Origin of the sequence: Escherichia sp. MOD1-EC6842 (assembly GCF_002965705.1) — a bacterium.
GTDB lineage: Bacteria > Pseudomonadota > Gammaproteobacteria > Enterobacterales > Enterobacteriaceae > Escherichia > Escherichia ruysiae.
Genome location: NZ_PTRF01000003.1, coordinates 175741 through 196289 on the forward strand (window position 1 = coordinate 175741; position 20549 = coordinate 196289).

A 20549-nucleotide genomic window follows, 5' to 3' on the forward strand; every position below is an offset into this window, starting at 1 on the left:
GCTAGTTGCTGGAGGCGTTATGACTTGCCTCCAGTGACGGTGTTGAAACTGAATGGCGACGTACCAGCGTTGGACTAAAGACGTTGGTAATTTCAGGAAGCGGGTGATTGTTCGCCAGTGCCAAAGCCAGTTCGGCAGCCTGAGTCGCCATCGTTACAATTGGATAGCGTACAGTCGTCAAACGCGGACGAACATAGCGCGATACCAGCACATCATCAAAGCCAATCAATGAAATCTCACCCGGTACATCAATACCATTATCATTGAGTACACCCATCGCGCCCGCCGCCATTGAGTCGTTATAACAGGCCACGGCAGTGAAATTTCGCCCCCTTCCCAGCAGTTCAGTCATTGCCTGTTCGCCGCCGCTTTCATCCGGTTCGCCAAAAGTTACCAGCCGATCATTGGCCGGAATACCGCTTTCGGCAAGGGCATCGTAATAACCCTGCAGACGATCTTCGGCGTCAGAAATAGAGTGGTTAGAGCAGAGATAACCAATGCGAGTATGGCCTTGTTGAATCAAATGACGCGTCGCCAGCCAGGCGCCATAACGATCGTCCAGTGCGATGCAACGATTCTCAAACCCCGGAAGGATCCGGTTGATCAGCACCATGCCGGGCATTTGTTTCATCAATGCTGTCAAATCGGCATCGGGAATCATTTTGGCATGAACGACCAGTGCGGCGCAGCGATGGCGGATCAACTGCTCAATGGCCTGACGTTCTTTTTGCTCGTTGTGGTAACCATTACCAATCAATAAAAAATTACCCGTGTGATAAGCCACCTGTTCAACCGCTTTCACCATTGCGCCGAAAAAAGGATCGGAGACATCGCCAACAATCAACCCAACGGTTTCGGTGGCCTGTTGTGCCAGCGCCCGGGCGTTGGCGTTCGGGTGATAGCTAAGAGACTCCATTGCACTATGTACAGCCAGCCGGGAAGCTTCGCTGGCTTTGGGAGAATTATTAATGACGCGGGAAACTGTGGCGACTGAAACGCCTGCCAGTCGGGCTACATCCTTTATGGTCGCCATGAAAATACCTTTGTGGGTAAACGCTTACATTCTGTCAGTGTTACGGAAAACGTCCGTTGGTTCAAGGGGCGTGGTACTTTCAGCGCGGGGATTGTGAGCGAAACGCAAATAAGTAAGACAAAAAAAGAGATTGCAAACCTTTGGTTACACTTTGCGAAACGCTGTTGCGATTGACCGCTGGTGGCGTTTGGCTTCAGATTGATAAAGTGGTGATCCCAGAGGTATTGATAGGTGAAGTCAACTTCGGGTTGATCACATGAATTACACCAACCTGCGCAGATGCGCAGGTTTTTTTTGTCTGTCATCAATCTGTAACAGTAACCGATAATTTACACACCTGGTTGCATTTCCCTTCACTCCTTTGCGTTTTCTCGCTGGCGAACAGTCTGTGTGCAGACCACAATCAAGATCCCAGAGGTATTGATTGGTGAGATTATTCGGTACGCTCTTCGTACCCTGTCTCTTGCACCAGCCTGCGCGGATGCGCAGGTTTTTTTTCGCCCCCATTTTACTGTCGCTCGTGTTCTCCTTCTGGTGTAATCTCGCACCATTCGCTTTTACTGAAGATTGAGCAAAGGGAGTTGGAATGCTTTTTAGCTTTTTTCGTAATTTGTGCCGTGTCCTGTACCGTGTTCGCGTGACAGGCGACACCAAGGCACTGAAGGGCGAGCGTGTTCTTATCACGCCCAATCACGTCTCATTTATTGATGGCATATTGCTGGCGCTGTTTTTACCCGTTCGCCCTGTTTTTGCCGTTTACACCTCTATCAGCCAGCAGTGGTATATGCGTTGGCTGAAATCATTTATCGACTTCGTTCCTCTCGACCCGACGCAACCCATGGCAATTAAACATTTGGTACGTCTGGTTGAACAGGGGCGACCGGTGGTTATTTTCCCTGAAGGACGAATTACGACAACCGGCTCGCTGATGAAAATCTACGATGGCGCGGGTTTTGTCGCTGCGAAGTCAGGTGCGACAGTCATTCCAGTGCGTATTGAAGGGGCGGAACTTACGCACTTCAGCCGCCTGAAAGGTCTGGTTAAACGTCGCTTGTTCCCGCAAATTCATCTGCATATTTTGCCACCAACGCAAGTGCAGATGCCGGATGCGCCGCGTGCCCGTGACCGTCGCAAAATCGCTGGCGAAATGCTGCATCAAATTATGATGGAAGCGCGTATGGCTGTGCGCCCGCGTGAAACGCTGTACGAATCCTTTTTGAGTGCAATGTACCGCTTCGGTGCGGGTAAAAAGTGTGTCGAAGATGTCAATTTTACCCCTGATACCTATCGCAAATTACTTACCAAAACGCTGTTTGTTGGTCGCATCCTCGAAAAATACAGTGTTGAAGGAGAGCGCATCGGCTTAATGCTGCCCAATGCGGGCATCAGTGCGGCAGTGATTTTCGGGGCTATCGCTCGTCGTCGTATTCCGGCCATGATGAACTACACCGCCGGGGTAAAAGGGCTGACCAGCGCCATTACGGCGGCTGAAATAAAAACCATCTTCACTTCCCGTCAGTTTCTCGATAAAGGCAAACTCTGGCATCTGCCGGAACAGCTTACTCAGGTGCGTTGGGTTTATCTGGAAGATTTAAAAGCGGACGTCACCACTGCCGACAAAGTGTGGATCTTCGCGCATTTGCTGGTGCCGCGCCTGGCACAGGTAAAACAGCAGCCAGAAGAAGAGGCGCTGATCCTCTTTACCTCCGGTTCTGAAGGCCATCCGAAAGGCGTGGTCCATAGCCATAAAAGTATTCTGGCGAACGTCGAGCAGATTAAAACTATTGCCGACTTCACCACCAATGACCGCTTTATGTCGGCATTGCCACTGTTCCACTCTTTTGGTCTGACTGTTGGCCTGTTTACGCCACTGCTGACGGGGGCGGAAGTGTTCCTTTATCCAAGTCCGCTGCACTACCGCATTGTGCCGGAACTGGTGTACGACCGCAGTTGTACCGTGCTTTTTGGCACCTCGACCTTCCTCGGTCACTACGCGCGCTTTGCCAACCCGTATGACTTCTATCGTCTACGCTATGTGGTGGCAGGTGCGGAGAAATTGCAAGAAAGCACCAAACAGCTTTGGCAGGATAAATTTGGCCTGCGCATTCTTGAAGGTTACGGTGTGACGGAATGTGCGCCGGTGGTGTCCATCAACGTACCGATGGCGGCGAAACCAGGTACGGTAGGGCGTATTTTGCCTGGTATGGATGCTCGACTGCTGGCGGTTCCGGGTATCGAAGACGGTGGTCGCCTGCAACTAAAAGGGCCGAACATTATGAACGGCTACCTGCGCGTGGAGAAACCGGGCGTGCTGGAAGTGCCCACCGCCGAGAATGTTCGCGGCGAGATGGAGCGCGGCTGGTATGACACGGGCGATATCGTGCGTTTCGACGAACAGGGCTTTGTGCAGATTCAGGGGCGCGCGAAACGCTTTGCCAAAATTGCAGGCGAAATGGTGTCGCTGGAAATGGTGGAACAACTGGCCATTGGCGTTTCTCCAGACAAGATGCATGCCACTGCGATTAAGAGCGATGCCAGCAAAGGTGAGGCGCTGGTGCTTTTCACCACGGACAGTGAACTGGCGCGCGATAAACTGCAACAGTATGCCCGCGAGCACGGCGTGCCGGAACTTGCCGTACCGCGCGACATTCGCTATCTGAAACAGATGCCATTACTGGGCAGCGGTAAACCTGACTTTGTCACGTTGAAAAGCTGGGTAGACGAAGCGGAACAACACGATGAGTGAGTCAGTGCACACTAACACTTCGCTGTGGTCGAAGGGGATGAAAGCAGTTATCGTCGCGCAGTTTCTTTCTGCGTTTGGTGATAACGCGCTGCTGTTTGCTACTCTGGCGTTACTGAAAGCGCAGTTCTATCCGGAGTGGAGTCAGCCTGTCCTGCAAATGGTGTTTGTAGGTGCTTACATTCTTTTTGCGCCGTTTGTCGGGCAGGTGGCGGATAGCTTTGCCAAAGGCCGGGTAATGATGTTTGCTAACGGCCTTAAGCTGTTGGGCGCTGCCAGTATCTGCTTTGGCATCAATCCCTTTCTCGGCTATACGCTGGTGGGAATTGGTGCGGCAGCGTATTCACCGGCGAAATACGGGATTCTTGGTGAATTAACCACGGGTAGTAAGTTAGTGAAAGCTAACGGTTTAATGGAAGCCTCCACCATTGCGGCGATTTTGCTCGGTTCCGTAGCCGGTGGTGTACTGGCAGACTGGCATATTCTGGTCGCCCTGGCGGCATGTGCGCTGGCCTACGGCGGGGCGGTCGTCGCCAATATCTATATTCCAAAACTGGCGGCGGCGCGTCCGGGGCAGTCGTGGAATCTCATCAACATGACCCGCAGTTTCCTGAATGCCTGCACCTCGCTATGGCGCAATGGTGAAACGCGTTTTTCGCTGGTGGGCACCAGTTTATTCTGGGGAGCGGGTGTCACGCTGCGTTTCCTGTTGGTGCTGTGGGTACCGGTGGCGCTAGGCATTACCGATAACGCTACGCCGACCTATCTCAACGCGATGGTAGCGATTGGTATCGTGGTTGGCGCTGGTGCGGCAGCGAAGCTGGTTACGCTGGAAACCGTGTCACGCTGTATGCCTGCCGGGATTTTGATTGGCGTGGTGGTACTGATTTTCTCCCTGCAACATGAGCTGCTGCCAGCCTATGCCTTGCTGATGCTGATTGGCGTGCTGGGCGGCTTTTTTGTCGTTCCGCTCAACGCGTTGTTACAGGAGCGGGGTAAAAAAAGCGTCGGGGCGGGGAATGCGATTGCAGTACAGAACCTGGGCGAAAACAGTGCCATGCTGTTGATGTTGGGCATTTACTCGCTGGCGGTCATGGTAGGCATCCCGGTCGTGCCTATTGGCATTGGCTTCGGTGCGCTGTTTGCGCTGGCAATAACGGCGCTGTGGGTCTGGCAACGCCGTCATTAAGTTTTTACCGGGGAGTGTTATTCACTGCCCGGTGAAGGTCACAGTCCAGATACCTGCATATTTTTCGGATAGTTAACGGTATACGAAAAAGGCAGACTGACGTTTTCTTTCCCCGCCAGATGCAGTTTCCAGCTAAGCTCCCCCGATTTTGCGTTGAATTGCGCCTGACCGTACTGCATTTTTTCGACCGTAATATCGCTATTAGAACTAACCGGAATCTGATCAAGCAGAGTGAGATCCACTGCTTCGGCGTAGCTATTTTTCACGTTGAGGGTATAGCTGAAATTGCGTACCGCGCCGTCATTAAAGATAGAGATGGCGTTCTCTTTTTTCAGCTCCGCCTTACGCTGGATAATCAATTTCGGATCCCGATTAAGTTGAATATCCAGTGAGCTACCATCTTCAGGTGGTTGCAAATAACCCAAGCCGGTACGGTTATTGCCAAAGAAGATCTGACTTTCACCGGGGATCAAATTCAATTGTTCCCAGTCTTTGATCTGTACCTGGAGATAAGCGTCATTACTTAGTTTTGGAATGGCGAAAAAGCGATATTTGCCAGAGACCGACTCTTCTTTGATTACCACGGTGCGCGCGGTATTGTCGCTGTCGATTTGCCACGGTAAAGAAAGCGCGTAGCGAACATTTTGCGCCGTGAAACTTTCAGGGCGCGGTGAAACTGGCGCTGCCTGTGCGGCATACTTGCGCTTGGCTTGTTGCTCCTTTGCTGCTTTTGCTGCCGCTTTTTCAGCCTTAAATATTTCGTCGGAAGAGGCACTTCCGTGCATCATCTGTTCTGACTCTTGCTTATACGCTGAAGCTGAAAGCGAGCCACTCACACTACCATACTCCGGAATATCCACATACTGCGTTTCCAGGTGCGGCAACGATAGATGGGTATCAGGTTCACTGGTTGAGAGCACCATATTGACGTTCTTCCATGCAAGCCCTGTGTACTGGTGAATGCTGGCCTTATAGACCAGACGCAGCGGCTGGTTAATGGCGCTGGCATGAATATCATAGAGCGGCGTCCATGCGGCATTTGGCGTCATATAGCGTACCACCGCCTTCGTCGTAACGGCCTGGGGGGCATAGACCTTAGCGATAATAACCAGCGGATCATCGGCTGCCTCAGAATCGCCGTTACGCATACTCTCGCGTTGCTCTAACTTTTCAATTTCAAGCTGGTTATCAGCAAGTTTCTGCGTCAACTCATTGTCGGCACGTAATAACTCCCCATTTTTCTCTTTCACCATTTGCAGATACTTGCCGACTTCGGCGGCACTTTTATTGGTTAGCGTATTGTTCGCTTCTAATACCTTCATTTGCGCGGCGATATTATCTTTCTCGGCAGTGAGGTTTGCCTGTTCTTGTCTGGCCGTTTTTAACTGCTGCTGAATGTCTGAAGGCAGCGCATTCGGCTGTCTTTCCTGTAACGCAAGACGTGAGGATAGCACCGTCACACCGCTATCCAGAGAGATGGCGATACTGTCATCGGTAACCGAATTGGCGATATTAGTGAAGATAATTTCACTTTCTCCGGCTGGTAAATTGAGTCTCTCTTCACCTTGCAGGCTGGCACCATGCAGATAAACTGTGACGTCTTTCAGCGTTAACGGCTGGATTAATTGCGCGCCCCAGGCTGCAGAAACACAACCGGCAAATAGCATAGCGAGGGGAAGTGGTTTTAGAATCAACATAGTTATCCTTAACAATGGGCACAGACATTGAAACGCGCGATGGCGTTGACAGAAATAGTCTATTGCGCTTTGTCAGGAAAAATGCGGCGAAAAGTAGTGAATATATTCTGAAAAGTCAGGATAAGAGATGCCTGGCGTAGAACGCCAGGCGGAAGATTTAAGGTGCCGGATAAGTATAAACCTGATGCACCGCTTCAATTTCAGCCAATACGTCTTCGCTTAACTCCAGATGCAAACTTTCGATGTTGGTTTTCAACTGTTCCATCGTCGTTGCGCCCAGCAGCGTGCTGGCAACAAACGGTTGGCGGCGTACAAAAGCGAGCGCCATCTGAGCAGGATCCAGGCCATGACGTCTGGCAATATCAACATACGCCGCGACGGCTTTTTGCGTTTGTTCACCACTATAACGGGTGAACCGACTAAAGAGCGTATTACGCGCACCAGCCGGTTTTGCACCATTGAGATATTTACCGGTCAGCGTGCCGAAACCCAGGCACGAATAGGCCAGCAACTCGACGCCTTCATACTGGCTGACTTCCGCCAGACCCACTTCAAAGCTGCGGTTTAACAGACTATAGGGGTTCTGAATAGTGACGATGCGCGGCAGATCGTGTTTGTCCGCCAGATGTAGATAACGCATTACGCCAAATGCGGTTTCATTCGACACGCCGATATAACGAATTTTCCCTGCGCGTTGGTATTCTGCCAGTGCATCCAGCGTATCCAGCAGCGAAACCGCAGGCGCGGAATCCGTCCAACTATAACCGAGTTTGCCGAAGCAGTTGGTCGGGCGCTGCGGCCAGTGTACCTGATAAAGATCGAGGTAATCAGTCTGTAGGCGCTTGAGGCTGTCATGCAGAGCTTCGCGGATATTCTTCCTGTCCAGCGCCTGATCCGGGCGAATTCCCTTGTCATTATTGCGCGACGGTCCGCTCACTTTGGAGGCGATAATTAACTTTTCGCGGTTGCCATGTTTTGCCAGCCAGTTACCGACATAGGTTTCAGTCAATCCCTGCGTTTCGGGGCGCGGCGGTACAGGGTACATCTCGGCAACGTCAATAAGATTAATGCCCTGAGCGACGGCATAGTCGAGTTGTGCGTGGGCGTCGGCTTCGCTGTTCTGTTCACCAAACGTCATCGTGCCAAGCCCCAGCGTGCTGACTTCCAGCGAGCTGTGGGGTATACGGTGATATTGCATAGCCGTTTCCTTTTTATAATCACGACATAAGGAATATAAAAATGGCAGAGGGAAGGGAAAAGGGAAAGCGAAAAATCTTAAGGTCAGCCGGATGCTGACCTTATTTTTTAACGTTCAATAATTTGCGAGACATCATCGCGGTTAATTTGCATCGCGTTACCTTGTTGATCGTGATAACTCACAAGCCCGGTATCATCGTCAATTTCCGGTTTTCCATCAGTCAGGATCATTCGACCATCTTTAGTGGCCATCACATAATCACTACTACAACCGGAAACAGCAAATGCCAGTCCGACTGCGGAAATTAATACTGCCCATTTTTTCATCCGGTTATCCTCATTAAGCCCATCAATGATAATAGTCTGTTTATAATCTGACGTTATACATCTTGAAAGCAGGAAAGTCTTAAACTGTGAGAATAAAGGGAAGACGTTCGCTCTCCCACTGGAGAGCGAACGGAATATCAGAGCGGATTCTTTTTATTGCGAATCAGGTTGAGGCTTTCTACTGCAATGGAGAAGAACATTGCGAAGTAGATGTAACCTTTCGGTACGTGGATATCGAAACTTTCCAGTATCAGGGTAAAGCCCACCAGAATCAGGAAAGAGAGCGCCAGCATTTTTACCGAAGGGTGGCGTTCAACAAAATCACCAATCGAACGCGCGGCGAACATCATCACACCTACTGCAATGACGACGGCCGCCATCATAATAAACAGATGATCCGACAGACCCACGGCGGTAATCACTGAATCGAGGCTGAAAATAATATCCAGCAGCATAATCTGTACGATAGCACCGAGGAATGATGAAACGCGTGTTTTCAGCCCTTCTTCTTCACCTTCGATAGATTCGTGGATCTCCTTACTGGCTTTCCAGATAAGGAACAGACCACCCAGCAGCAGAATCAAATCACGAGCGGAAATTTCCTGACTGAAAATTGTAAAAAGCGGATTCGTCAGGCGCGTAACCCAGGCAATCGACGCCAGCAGCGCCAGACGCATAACCATGGCTCCAGCCAGTCCCAGACGCCGCGCGTGACCACGCTGTGCGGTGGGCAACTTTGCGACCACCAGAGAAAGGAAAATAATATTATCGATCCCAAGAACGATCTCCAGCAGCGTCAGCGTACCGAGCGCAAGCCAGGCGTTAGGATCGGTTATCCATGCAAATAACATCTAAAAAGCCCTGCCAAAAAAATGAAGCGGTAATTATATGCCCGGAATGCAGCAGGTCAAAGCGATGGCTACTGGATCAAAAAATGACGGGCCAGCAGTGCGCTGGTGAACTTCTTCTTCAGATAAAATCCGCGCGGCAATGTCAGAATTCGTTCGCCCCGGGCGCCAATGGCTTCGGTGAGAGCTTTCGCATTCGCCGCTTTCGGTCGTATTTGCAAATATTCCCCGTGACGAGCGGTGATTCGCTCAACCTGACCGAGGACAATCATATCCATCAATTCTTCCCAGTCTTCGCGTAGCTGGCGGTCTTCTTCTTCGTTCGGACTCCACAACAACGGTGCTCCTACGCGACGCTGCGCCAGCGGGATGCTGCGCTCGCCTTCAACCGGTATCCATAACACCCGTTTAAGTTTGTGGCGGACGTGACTGGTTTCCCAGGTCACACCGCTATTGCCGGTTAATGGTGCAACACAAACGAATGTCGTTTCCAGCGGACGACCAAGACTATCCACAGGGATAGTTTTGAGTTCCACGCCTAATGCGGCAAAATCTTGTTCAGGTTTACTCCCTGCGCTGGCGCCAAGCCAGATCTCCAGTAACACACCGATCCAACCTTTATCGCGTTTTAAATTCTCCGGCGCAACCAACCCGGCAAGTGCTGCCAGTTCACCCAGGGTGTAGCCAGAAAGTTGCTGTGCTTGTGCTAATAACTGCGCTTCAGTTTCGGGAGGAGAGGACAATGGGCGAGGTTGAGACATGGCATTACACCTTGGTTAAAAAATAAGCAGCTATTTTGTACCGAATATTCAGAGTGTAACTTTTTCCACAAGCGTTATTCAATTCTATGATTTATCTTGTTTTTTAATCCACAGGTGACGGTGTTGCGCAACGTCCTGGTGGGTTTTCCAATTCTTGTCACTGAAAATAAACAGGATCTTACACCATGTTATCCACAGAAAGCTGGGATAACTGTGAAAAACCCTCACTACTGTTTCCATTTACAGCCTTGACGTGCGACGAAACTCTAATTTTTAGTGGTGCGGTGCTTAACTTAGTGGCACATTCTGTGGATAAATACGACGTTGGTTGATCTTTCGCCAACGCGTAAATGAGTGGTGTGACATGGGTCACGAATTTCTCTGTTTTATCAATATTTATGTGTTTAATGCATTGATTAATAACGAATATTTTAAAGTGTATTTTAGCGACTGATTCAGAATGCTCTGGGTTTTCCCGTGGTAATTCCGTAGTTCTTCACAACTCTATCCACAGAAAAGGTGAATAAAAACGGCTATCCACCCCGCCCTCTGTTTATAACTCTGCACTTAACTGTGAGTTATTCAATTGTTATTAGTGTGTAATGCCCTGCAGAGAGTGGTTTACCGTCTTCCTGGAGTATGAAACAATCATTCGTATATAAAGCTTTATTTTGAGGTAGTCCGGTGATTGATGACGATGGCTACCGCCCAAACGTAGGTATCGTGATTTGTAATCGTCAGGGGCAAGTGATGTGGGCCCGGCGATTTGGTCAGCACTCCTGGCAATTTCCGCAAGGCGGAATTAATCCCGGAGAATCCGCAGAACAGGCGATGTACCGTGAATTGTTTGAAGAAGTAGGATTAAGCCGTAAAGACGTTCGAATCCTTGCTTCAACGCGTAACTGGTTGCGCTACAAATTACCGAAACGTTTGGTGCGTTGGGACACGAAGCCGGTTTGTATCGGCCAAAAACAAAAATGGTTTCTCTTGCAGCTGGTGAGCGGCGATGCGGAAATCAATATGCAAACCAGCAGTACACCAGAGTTTGACGGCTGGCGATGGGTAAGTTACTGGTATCCGGTCAGACAGGTGGTGTCATTTAAACGTGATGTCTACCGTAGGGTAATGAAAGAGTTCGCAAGTGTTGTGATGGCGCTGCAAGAAAATACGCCTAAACCACAAAACGTATCTGCTTATCGACGTAAAAGAGGTTAAGTCACGCCCATTATGCTCACTCGCCTGCGCGAAATAGTCGAAAAGGTAGCCAGCGCACCACGCCTGAATGAGGCGTTAAATATTCTGGTTACCGACATCTGTCTTGCGATGGATACCGAGGTCTGTTCGGTCTACCTGGCCGATCACGACCGACGTTGTTACTACCTGATGGCGACCCGAGGATTAAAAAAGCCACGTGGTCGCACCGTAACGCTCGCGTTTGATGAAGGGATCGTCGGCCTGGTTGGCAGGCTGGCGGAACCGATAAACCTTGCGGATGCGCAAAAACACCCCAGCTTCAAATATATCCCCTCCGTAAAAGAAGAACGTTTCCGCGCGTTTTTAGGCGTGCCAATTATTCAACGTCGCCAGTTACTTGGTGTACTGGTGGTACAGCAACGAGAGTTGCGGCAGTACAACGAAAGTGAAGAATCTTTCCTGGTGACGCTTGCCACCCAGATGGCAGCTATTCTTTCTCAGTCGCAGTTGACTGCCTTGTTTGGGCAATATCGCCAGACGCGAATCCGCGCATTACCGGCAGCGCCCGGCGTGGCGATTGCTGAAGGCTGGCAGGATGCCACGTTACCCTTAATGGAACAGGTATATCAGGCATCAACGCTGGATCCGGCTCTGGAACGCGAGCGACTGACCGGGGCGCTGGAAGAAGCGGCTAACGAGTTTCGTCGCTACAGCAAACGCTTTGCTGCCGGTGCACAAAAAGAAACAGCGGCTATTTTCGATCTTTACTCACACCTGCTTTCTGACACGCGTCTGCGTCGCGAATTATTTGACGAGGTGGATAAAGGCTCAGTTGCAGAGTGGGCGGTGAAAACGGTCATTGAAAAATTCGCCGAACAGTTTGCTGCGCTAAGTGATAGCTATCTCAAAGAGCGAGCCGGTGATTTACGTGCGCTGGGCCAGCGATTGTTGTTTCACCTTGATGATGCCAACCAGGGGGCGAACGCCTGGCCGGAACGTTTCATTCTGGTGGCAGATGAACTGTCAGCGACAACCCTTGCAGAGCTGCCTCAGGATCGCTTAGTCGGCGTTGTCGTGCGCGATGGCGCAGCCAACTCCCATGCTGCGATTATGGTACGTGCGCTGGGGATCCCTACCGTGATGGGCGCGGACATTCAGCCTTCGGTGCTGCATCGTCGCACACTGATCGTTGATGGTTATCGCGGTGAATTGCTGGTCGACCCGGAGCCGGTACTGCTGCAAGAATATCAGCGGCTGATTAGCGAAGAGATTGAGCTTAGCCGTCTGGCAGAAGATGACGTCAATTTACCTGCGCAGTTAAAAAGCGGCGAGCGCATAAAAGTTATGCTCAATGCGGGATTAAGCCCGGAGCATGAAGAAAAACTGGGCAGTCGCATTGATGGTATCGGTCTTTATCGCACCGAAATCCCTTTCATGCTGCAAAGTGGTTTCCCGTCGGAAGAAGAACAGGTGGCGCAGTATCAGGGGATGCTGCAAATGTTCAATGATAAACCTGTCACCCTGCGTACGCTGGATGTCGGTGCTGACAAACAATTGCCCTACATGCCGATCAGCGAAGAGAATCCATGCCTGGGGTGGCGTGGGATTCGCATTACGCTCGATCAGCCGGAGATCTTTTTGATCCAGGTGCGGGCGATGTTGCGCGCCAATGCTGCAACGGGCAACCTGCACATTCTGTTGCCAATGGTCACAAGCCTGGATGAAGTTGACGAAGCACGCCGCCTGATTGAACGTGCTGGACGTGAAGTCGAGGAGATGATCGGTTACGCAATTCCCAAACCACGCATCGGTATCATGCTGGAAGTACCTTCAATGGTATTTATGCTGCCGCATCTGGCAAACCGGATCGATTTTATCTCTGTTGGCACCAACGACCTGACTCAATACATCCTGGCCGTTGATCGCAACAACACCAGAGTAGCGAACATTTATGACAGTCTTCATCCTGGAATGTTACGTGCTCTGGCGATGATCGCCCGTGAGGCGGAAACGCAGGGAATCGATCTGCGTTTATGCGGTGAAATGGCGGGCGATCCCATGTGCGTGGCAATCCTCATTGGGCTGGGGTATCGCCATCTGTCTATGAACGGACGTTCTGTCGCGCGCGTAAAATACCTGCTGCGGCGCATTGATTTTGCCGAAGCAGAAAATCTTGCGCAGCGCAGTCTGGAAGCGCAACTGGCGACCGAAGTTCGTCATCAGGTAGCGGCATTTATGGAGCGTCGCGGTATGGGCGGGCTGATTCGCGGGGGGTTATAGCGCGGATCATATACATATCTTTTAACGGTATCCGGCAACCAGCCAGGTTCCCTTGTGCTATTATTCGCACCTTTGGAGCGCCTGAAACCTGCGGCGCGCATTTCAATCGCTGTTCTCTTTCAGCGAAATAACAAGAACTTGTGGTGACAGATGACCAGTAGCTATCTGCATTTTCCGGAATTTGATCCGGTCATTTTCTCAATAGGACCCGTGGCGCTTCACTGGTACGGCCTGATGTATCTGGTGGGTTTCATTTTTGCAATGTGGCTGGCTGGGCGTCGGGCTAGCCGTCCAGGCAGCGGCTGGACCAAAAATGAAGTTGAAAACTTACTCTATGCGGGCTTCCTCGGCGTCTTCCTTGGCGGACGTATTGGTTATGTTCTGTTCTACAACTTCCCGCAGTTTATGGCCGATCCGCTGTATCTGTTCCGTGTCTGGGACGGCGGCATGTCCTTCCACGGCGGTCTGATTGGCGTGATTGTGGTGATGATTATCTTCGCCCGCCGCACCAAACGTTCCTTCTTCCAGGTCTCTGATTTTATCGCACCGCTCATTCCATTTGGCCTTGGAGCCGGGCGTCTGGGCAACTTTATTAACGGTGAATTATGGGGGCGCGTTGACCCGAACTTCCCGTTTGCCATGCTGTTCCCTGGCTCCCGTACCGAAGACATTCTGTTGCTGCAAAACAACCCACAGTGGCAATCCATTTTCGACACCTACGGCGTACTACCGCGCCACCCGTCGCAACTTTACGAGATGCTACTGGAAGGTGTGGTGCTGTTTATTATCCTCAACCTGTATATCCGTAAACCGCGCCCGATGGGGGCTGTCTCAGGCTTGTTCCTGATTGGCTATGGCGCGTTTCGCATCATTGTTGAGTTTTTCCGCCAGCCCGATGCGCAGTTCACCGGTGCATGGGTGCAGTACATCAGCATGGGGCAAATTCTTTCCATCCCGATGATTGTCGCGGGTGTTTTCATGATGGTCTGGGCATATCGTCGCAGCCCACAGCAACACGTTTCCTGAGGAACCATGAAACAGTATTTAGAACTGATGCAAAAAGTGCTCGACGAAGGCACACAGAAAAACGACCGTACCGGAACCGGAACGCTTTCCATTTTTGGTCATCAGATGCGTTTTAACCTGCAGGATGGATTCCCGTTAGTGACAACCAAACGTTGCCACCTGCGTTCCATTATCCATGAACTGCTGTGGTTCCTGCAGGGCGACACTAACATTGCTTACCTGCACGAAAACAATGTCACCATTTGGGACGAGTGGGCCGATGAAAACGGCGATCTCGGTCCGGTTTATGGTAAACAGTGGCGCGCCTGGCCAACGCCAGATGGTCGTCATATTGACCAGATCACTACGGTACTGAACCAGCTGAAAAACGATCCGGATTCCCGCCGTATTATTGTTTCGGCGTGGAACGTAGGCGAACTGGATAAAATGGCGCTGGCGCCGTGCCATGCGTTCTTCCAGTTCTATGTGGCAGACGGCAAACTCTCTTGCCAGCTTTATCAGCGTTCCTGTGACGTCTTCCTCGGCCTGCCGTTTAACATTGCCAGCTACGCGTTACTGGTGCATATGATGGCGCAGCAGTGCGATCTGGAAGTGGGTGATTTTGTCTGGACCGGTGGCGATACGCACCTGTACAGCAATCATATGGATCAAACCCATTTGCAATTAAGTCGTGAACCGCGTCCGCTGCCGAAGCTGATTATCAAACGTAAACCTGAATCCATCTTCGACTACCGTTTCGAAGACTTTGAGATTGAAGGCTACGATCCGCATCCGGGCATTAAAGCGCCGGTTGCTATCTAAATTACGCAACATCCTGCCAGAGCCGACGCCAGTGTGCGTCGGTTTTTTTTATCCTTCGCTAAATTCTTCGAGACGCCTTCCCGAAATTTTGCAACGCCCTGCAACAGCGTAAATAGTCCGGAAGACGCGCCGAAGAATGAGAAACTGACCCTCGTCTTTTTTTCTCCTCGTCGCATACTGCCGGCATGAAAACACAACGTGGTTATACGCTGATTGAAACGCTGGTTGCGATGCTGATTTTGGTCATGCTAAGCGCAAGTGGACTTTATGGCTGGCAATACTGGCAGCAGTCGCAACGGCTATGGCAAACCGCCAGCCAGGCGCGGGACTATTTGCTCTATTTACGTGAGGATGCCAACTGGCATAACCGCGACCACAGTATCAGCGTCATCAGGGAGGGGAAGTTATGGTGTCTTGTGAGTTCTGCCGCAGGGGCGAATGCCTGTCATGGCAGTTCACCGCTGCTCTTCGTGCCACGCTGGCCCGACGTAGAAATGAGCGACCTGACGCCTTCGCTCACTTTCTTTGGCCTGCGCAATACCGCATGGGCAGGGCATATTCGCTTCAAAAACTCAACGGGCGAGTGGTGGCTGGTGGTTTCGCCGTGGGGAAGGCTCCGGCTTTGCCAGCAAGGAGAAACAGAAGGATGTCTGTAAAAGAGCAAGGATTTTCTCTGCTGGAAGTTTTGATTGCTATGGCGATCAGTAGCGTACTGTTGCTGGGGGCTGCACGATTTCTGCCTGCATTACAGCGTGAAAGTTTGACGAGCGCCCGTAAGCTGGCGCTGGAAGATGAAATCTGGCTGCGGATATTTACAGTCGCGAAGCATCTCCAGAGAGCGGGTTATTGTCATGGTAGCTGCACTGGCGAGGGGCTGGTCATTGTCGGGCAGGGTGACTGCATCATTGTACAGTGGGATGCGAACAGTAACGGTATCTGGGAGCGCGAACCGGTAAAAGAGTCCGACCAGATTGGATTTCGTCTGAAGGAGCATGTGCTGGAAACGCTACGTGGTGCGACATCTTGTGAAGGTAAGGGCTGGGATAAAGTCACTAATCCGGATGCCATCATTATCGACACTTTTCAGGTCGTACGTCAGGATGTTAGCGGCTTCTCGCCGGTGTTGACGGTTAATATGCGGGGCGCCAGTAAGGCTGAACCACAAACTGTGGTGGATGCCAGCTATAGCGTAACAGGATTCAACCTGTGAACCGTGAACGGGGAGTTTCATCGCTGGCACTGGTTCTGATGTTGCTGGTTTTGGGCAGTTTGCTGCTACAGGGAATGTGCCAACAGGATCGCAGTTTTGCCTCTCGGGTGACTATGGAAAGCCAGTCATTGCGTCGCCAGGCTATCGTACAGTCGGCGCTGGAATGGGGCAGAATGCACTCCTGGCAGACACAGCCCGCAGTTCAGTGCTCACAGTACGCTGCAACCGGTGCCCGGGTTTGTCTGCGTTTACTGGCAGATAATGAAATCTTGCTGATTGCCGGTTATGAAGGCGTTTCATTGTGGCGAACAGGCGAAGTGAACGATGGAAACATTGTTTTTGCGCCACGCGGCTGGAGTGATTTTTGTCCGCAGAAAGAGGGGGCGTTATGTCAGCTTCCCTGAAGAATCAACAAGGCTTTAGCCTGCCGGAAGTGATGTTGGCGATGGTGCTGATGGTGATGATTGTCACTGCGTTATCGGGGTATCAGAGAACATTAATGAACAGTCTTGCCAGCAGAAACCAGTATCTGCAACTCTGGCGGCATGGCTGGCAGCAAACGCAACTGCGCGCGATTTCGCCACCTGCCAACTGGCAGGTTAACCGAATGCAGACATCGCAGGCGGGATGTGTCAGCATCAGCGTTACGTTAGTTTCACCCGGGGGCAGAGAAGGCGAGATGACCCGCCAGCATTGCCCGAATCGTCAGTAGTCAGGAGCCGCTATGTTAAGGGTCTACCATTCCAATCGTCTGGACGTGCTGGAAGCGTTGATGGAGTTTATCGTCGAACGCGAACGGCTGGACGATCCTTTTGAGCCAGAAATGATTCTGGTGCAAAGTACCGGTATGGCGCAGTGGCTGCAAATGACGCTGTCGCAGAAGTTCGGCATTGCGGCAAACATTGATTTCCCGCTGCCGGCGAGCTTTATCTGGGATATGTTCGTCCGCGTATTGCCGGAGATCCCCAAAGAGAGCGCCTTCAACAAACAGAGCATGAGCTGGAAACTGATGACTCTGCTGCCGCAACTGCTGGATCGCGAAGATTTTACCCTGTTGCGTCATTACCTGACTGACGATAGCGACAAGCGCAAGCTGTTTCAGCTTTCCTCAAAAGCGGCGGATCTGTTTGACCAGTATCTGGTCTATCGCCCGGACTGGCTGGCACAGTGGGAAGCGGGGCGCCTGGTTGAAGGGCTGGGAGAAGCGCAGGCCTGGCAAGCTCCTTTGTGGAAGGCGCTGGTGGAATATACCCATGAACTGGGGCAACCGCGCTGGCACCGTGCCAATCTCTATCAACGCTTTATCGAAACGCTGGAGTCCGCGACGACCTGCCCGCCGGGGTTACCTTCGCGTGTCTTTATATGCGGTATTTCCGCGTTACCGCCTGTTTATCTACAGGCGCTACAGGCGCTGGGTAAACATATTGAAATCCATCTTCTGTTTACCAACCCTTGCCGTTATTACTGGGGTGATATTAAAGATCCGGCTTATCTGGCAAAGCTTCTGGCTCGCCAGCGGCGACACAGTTTTGAAGATCGCGAATTGCCGCTATTCCGCGATAGCGAAAACGCCGGACAGTTGTTTAACAGCGACGGCGAACAGGATGTTGGTAACCCGCTACTGGCCTCGTGGGGCAAACTGGGGCGCGACTACATCTATCTGCTTGCCGAGCTCCAGAGCAGTCAGGAGCTGGACGCATTCGTTGATGTTACGCCAGACAGCCTGTTGCATAACATCCAGTCCGATATTCTGGAACTGGAAAACCGTGCGGTCGCAGGCGTGAATCTGAGCGAGTTTTCCCGCAGCGACAACAAACGTCTGCTTGATCCGCAGGATAACAGCGTCACCTTCCACGTATGCCACAGCCCGCAGCGCGAAGTGGAAGTTTTGCACGATCGCCTGCTGGCGATGCTGGAAGAAGATCCGACACTTACTCCACGCGACATCATCGTGATGGTGGCCGACATCGATAGCTACAGTCCGTTTATTCAGGCTGTATTTGGTAGCGCGCCTGCGGATCGTTACCTGCCTTATGCCATTTCCGACCGTCGGGCGCGGCAGTCGCATCCGGTGCTGGAAGCGTTTATCAGCCTGTTATCACTGCCAGACAGCCGCTTTGTGTCGGAGGACGTGCTGGCGCTGCTGGACGTGCCGGTACTGGCGGCGCGGTTTGATATCACCGAAGAAGGGCTACGTTATTTACGTCTGTGGGTTAATGAATCCGGCATTCGCTGGGGGATTGATGACGACAACGTTCGCGAGCTGGAACTCCCCGCCACCGGGCAACACACCTGGCGATTTGGCCTGACACGCATGTTGCTGGGCTATGCAATGGAGAGCGCCCAGGGCGAGTGGCAATCGGTTCTTCCTTATGACGAATCGAGCGGCTTAATTGCAGAACTGGTAGGGCATCTGGCGTCACTGCTAATGCAACTGAATATCTGGCGTCGCGGCCTGGCGCAGGAGCGTCCGCTTGAGGAGTGGCTGCCGGTTTGTCGCGATATGCTCAACGCCTTCTTCCTGCCGGATGCGGAAACCGAAGCGGCGATGACGCTTATTGAGCAGCAGTGGCAGGCGATTATCGCCGAAGGTCTAGGTGCGCAGTATGGCGACGCGGTGCCGCTGTCACTGTTACGTGATGAACTGGCACAACGCCTCGATCAAGAACGTATCAGCCAGCGTTTTCTTGCGGGTCCGGTTAACATTTGTACGCTGATGCCAATGCGTTCAATCCCGTTCAAAGTGGTTTGCCTGCTGGGGATGAACGATGGCGTTTACCCACGCCAGCTTGCACCATTGGGCTTTGATTTAATGAGCCAGAAACCGAAGCGTGGCGACCGTAGCCGTCGCGATGACGACCGCTATCTGTTCCTGGAAGCGTTAATTTCCGCGCAGCAAAAACTCTATATCAGCTATATCGGGCGTTCCATCCAGGATAACAGTGAACGTTTCCCGTCGGTGCTGGTGCAGGAACTGATCGACTACATCGGACAAAGTCATTATCTGCCGGGTGATGAAGAGCTTAACTGTGATGAAAGCGAGGCAAGAGTAAAAGAGCATCTTACGTGCCTCCATACCCGGATGCCGTTTGATCCGCAAAACTACCAGCCTGGCGAGTTACAAAGCTATGCGCGTGAGTGGCTACCGGCAGCCAGCCAGGCAGGCAAGGCGCATTCTGAATTTGTCCAGCCTTTACCGTTTACCTTGCCAGAAACCGTGCCGCTGGAAACGCTACAACGATTCTGGGCGCATCCGGTGCGAGCGTTTTTCCAGATGCGTTTACAGGTGCATTTTCGTACCGAAGACAGCGAAATTCCCGATACCGAGCCATTTATTCTCGAAGGGCTTAGCCGTTATCAAATCAATCAGCAGTTATTAAATGCGTTGGTGGATCAGGATGATGCAGAACGCTTGTTCCGCCGCTTCCGGGCGGCAGGGGATTTACCGTACGGTGCTTTTGGTGAAATTTTCTGGGAAACGCAGTGTCAGGAGATGCAGCAGCTTGCCGACAGAGTCATTGCCTGTCGCCAGCCGGGGCAGAGTATGGAAATCGATCTCGCGTGCAACGGTGTGCAGATTACTGGGTGGTTGCCGCAGGTTCAGCCGGATGGCCTGCTGCGCTGGCGTCCCTCTTTATTAAGTGTGGCACAGGGAATGCAACTTTGGTTAGAACACCTTGTCTACTGTGCCAGTGGTGGTAACGGTGAAAGCCGCCTTTTTCTACGCAAAGACGGCGAGTGGCGTTTCCCGCCGCTTGCAGCCGAACAGGCTTTACATTACCTCTCACAACTGATTGAGGGGTATCGTGAAGGAATGTCCGCGCCGTTGCTGGTGTTACCTGAAAGTGGCGGCGCATGGCTAAAAACCTGTTATGACGCGGCAAACGATGCCATGCTGGATGACGATTCCACGTTGCAAAAAGCTCGAACGAAATTCCTTCAGGCTTACGAGGGCAACATGATGGTGCGTGGTGAAGGTGATGATATCTGGTATCAACGGCTCTGGCGGCAATTAACGCCAGAGACAATGGAAGCCATCGTTGATCAGTCGCAACGTTTCTTGTTACCGCTATTTCGTTTTAATCAATCATGAGTTCTGTATAAAAATTGCGCAATCCATCTGCTTACTTTATGATGCGCACCAGTCACGGACTGATGGTTATATAGACACAGGCTGACTCGTTCAGCACAAGATTATATTCTGCCGGATGATTTTCTTTAAGTTATTGAATCTGGTTGAAAA

General features: G+C 51.7%; 18 protein-coding genes. 12 read left to right on the forward strand and 6 right to left on the reverse strand.

The features are described 5' to 3' along the window. Position 1: 1 nt before the first annotated feature. Complete coding sequence (gene galR / locus A7Z29_RS05165; protein WP_000201036.1) at positions 2–1033, reverse strand: HTH-type transcriptional regulator GalR; 1032 nt, start codon at positions 1031–1033, stop codon at positions 2–4. Between the two features lie 586 nt (positions 1034–1619). Here galR and aas point away from each other — a divergent pair. Together aas and lplT are read left to right on the forward strand one after the other, a co-directional pair. Then, positions 1620–3779 (forward strand): bifunctional acyl-ACP--phospholipid O-acyltransferase/long-chain-fatty-acid--ACP ligase, encoded by a 2160-nt coding sequence (gene aas, locus A7Z29_RS05170; RefSeq protein ID WP_000899017.1) that lies wholly within the window; start codon positions 1620–1622, stop codon positions 3777–3779. Further along, positions 3772–4965 (forward strand): lysophospholipid transporter LplT, encoded by a 1194-nt coding sequence (lplT, locus tag A7Z29_RS05175; RefSeq protein ID WP_105289881.1) that lies wholly within the window; start codon positions 3772–3774, stop codon positions 4963–4965. Before aas ends, lplT begins: the two co-directional genes overlap by 8 nt. A gap of 38 nt (positions 4966–5003) precedes the next feature. On the opposite strand, the gene A7Z29_RS05180 is transcribed toward lplT, so the two are convergent. From A7Z29_RS05180 to mutH, 5 genes are all read right to left on the reverse strand, one after another. Then, positions 5004–6662, reverse strand: a complete 1659-nt coding sequence (locus tag A7Z29_RS05180) for a DUF4139 domain-containing protein (RefSeq protein ID WP_286135296.1) — start codon at positions 6660–6662, stop codon at positions 5004–5006. A gap of 157 nt (positions 6663–6819) precedes the next feature. Further along, the gene (locus A7Z29_RS05185) at positions 6820–7860 is read right to left on the reverse strand and encodes an NADP(H)-dependent aldo-keto reductase (RefSeq protein ID WP_001199281.1); all 1041 of its coding nucleotides are present in this window, start codon (positions 7858–7860) and stop codon (positions 6820–6822) included. Positions 7861–7967: 107 nt separating this feature from the next. Next, on the reverse strand, positions 7968–8186 hold the full coding sequence (gene ygdR / locus A7Z29_RS05190) for a lipoprotein YgdR (RefSeq protein ID WP_000758660.1): 219 nt from the start codon (positions 8184–8186) through the stop codon (positions 7968–7970). A 137-nt stretch (positions 8187–8323) separates the two neighbouring features. Then, the gene (locus A7Z29_RS05195) at positions 8324–9037 is read right to left on the reverse strand and encodes a TerC family protein (RefSeq protein ID WP_000895631.1); all 714 of its coding nucleotides are present in this window, start codon (positions 9035–9037) and stop codon (positions 8324–8326) included. Positions 9038–9105: 68 nt separating this feature from the next. Next, on the reverse strand, positions 9106–9795 hold the full coding sequence (gene mutH, locus A7Z29_RS05200; protein ID WP_000082203.1) for a DNA mismatch repair endonuclease MutH: 690 nt from the start codon (positions 9793–9795) through the stop codon (positions 9106–9108). Between the two features lie 185 nt (positions 9796–9980). On the opposite strand from mutH, the gene A7Z29_RS23625 reads away from it, so the two are divergent. The 10 genes from A7Z29_RS23625 to recC all read left to right on the forward strand — a co-directional run bounded on the left by A7Z29_RS23625 (position 9981) and on the right by recC (position 20399). After that, positions 9981–10127, forward strand: a complete 147-nt coding sequence (locus A7Z29_RS23625) for a hypothetical protein (RefSeq protein WP_274541214.1) — start codon at positions 9981–9983, stop codon at positions 10125–10127. 352 nt (positions 10128–10479) lie between these two features. Then, on the forward strand, positions 10480–11010 hold the full coding sequence (gene rppH, locus A7Z29_RS05205) for an RNA pyrophosphohydrolase (protein WP_000564488.1): 531 nt from the start codon (positions 10480–10482) through the stop codon (positions 11008–11010). Between the two features lie 12 nt (positions 11011–11022). Beyond that, a complete protein-coding gene (ptsP, locus tag A7Z29_RS05210) occupies positions 11023–13269 on the forward strand; it encodes a phosphoenolpyruvate--protein phosphotransferase (protein ID WP_000957932.1) in 2247 nt (748 codons plus the stop codon). A gap of 150 nt (positions 13270–13419) precedes the next feature. After that, positions 13420–14295: a prolipoprotein diacylglyceryl transferase gene (lgt, locus tag A7Z29_RS05215; protein ID WP_000204651.1), complete on the forward strand. Its 876-nt coding sequence runs from the start codon at positions 13420–13422 to the stop codon at positions 14293–14295. A 6-nt stretch (positions 14296–14301) separates the two neighbouring features. Continuing rightward, on the forward strand, positions 14302–15096 hold the full coding sequence (gene thyA, locus A7Z29_RS05220; protein ID WP_000816232.1) for a thymidylate synthase: 795 nt from the start codon (positions 14302–14304) through the stop codon (positions 15094–15096). 185 nt (positions 15097–15281) lie between these two features. Beyond that, positions 15282–15752 carry a prepilin peptidase-dependent protein gene (locus A7Z29_RS05225; RefSeq protein ID WP_105289883.1) on the forward strand — a complete coding sequence of 157 codons (471 nt, stop codon included), beginning with the start codon at positions 15282–15284 and terminating at the stop codon, positions 15750–15752. Continuing rightward, entirely contained in the window at positions 15743–16306 is a 564-nt protein-coding gene (locus tag A7Z29_RS05230; RefSeq protein WP_105281174.1) for a prepilin peptidase-dependent protein, read from the forward strand. The genes A7Z29_RS05225 and A7Z29_RS05230 overlap by 10 nt, the downstream gene beginning before the upstream one ends. Further along, positions 16303–16710, forward strand: coding sequence for a DUF2509 family protein (locus tag A7Z29_RS05235; RefSeq protein ID WP_105289884.1), 408 nt, complete (start codon positions 16303–16305; stop codon positions 16708–16710). Before A7Z29_RS05230 ends, A7Z29_RS05235 begins: the two co-directional genes overlap by 4 nt. Next, a complete protein-coding gene (locus tag A7Z29_RS05240; RefSeq protein WP_105289885.1) occupies positions 16695–17018 on the forward strand; it encodes a prepilin-type N-terminal cleavage/methylation domain-containing protein in 324 nt (107 codons plus the stop codon). Before A7Z29_RS05235 ends, A7Z29_RS05240 begins: the two co-directional genes overlap by 16 nt. A 12-nt stretch (positions 17019–17030) precedes the next feature. Next, positions 17031–20399: an exodeoxyribonuclease V subunit gamma gene (gene recC, locus A7Z29_RS05245; protein ID WP_105289886.1), complete on the forward strand. Its 3369-nt coding sequence runs from the start codon at positions 17031–17033 to the stop codon at positions 20397–20399. The last annotated feature ends 150 nt before the right edge of the window (positions 20400–20549 follow it).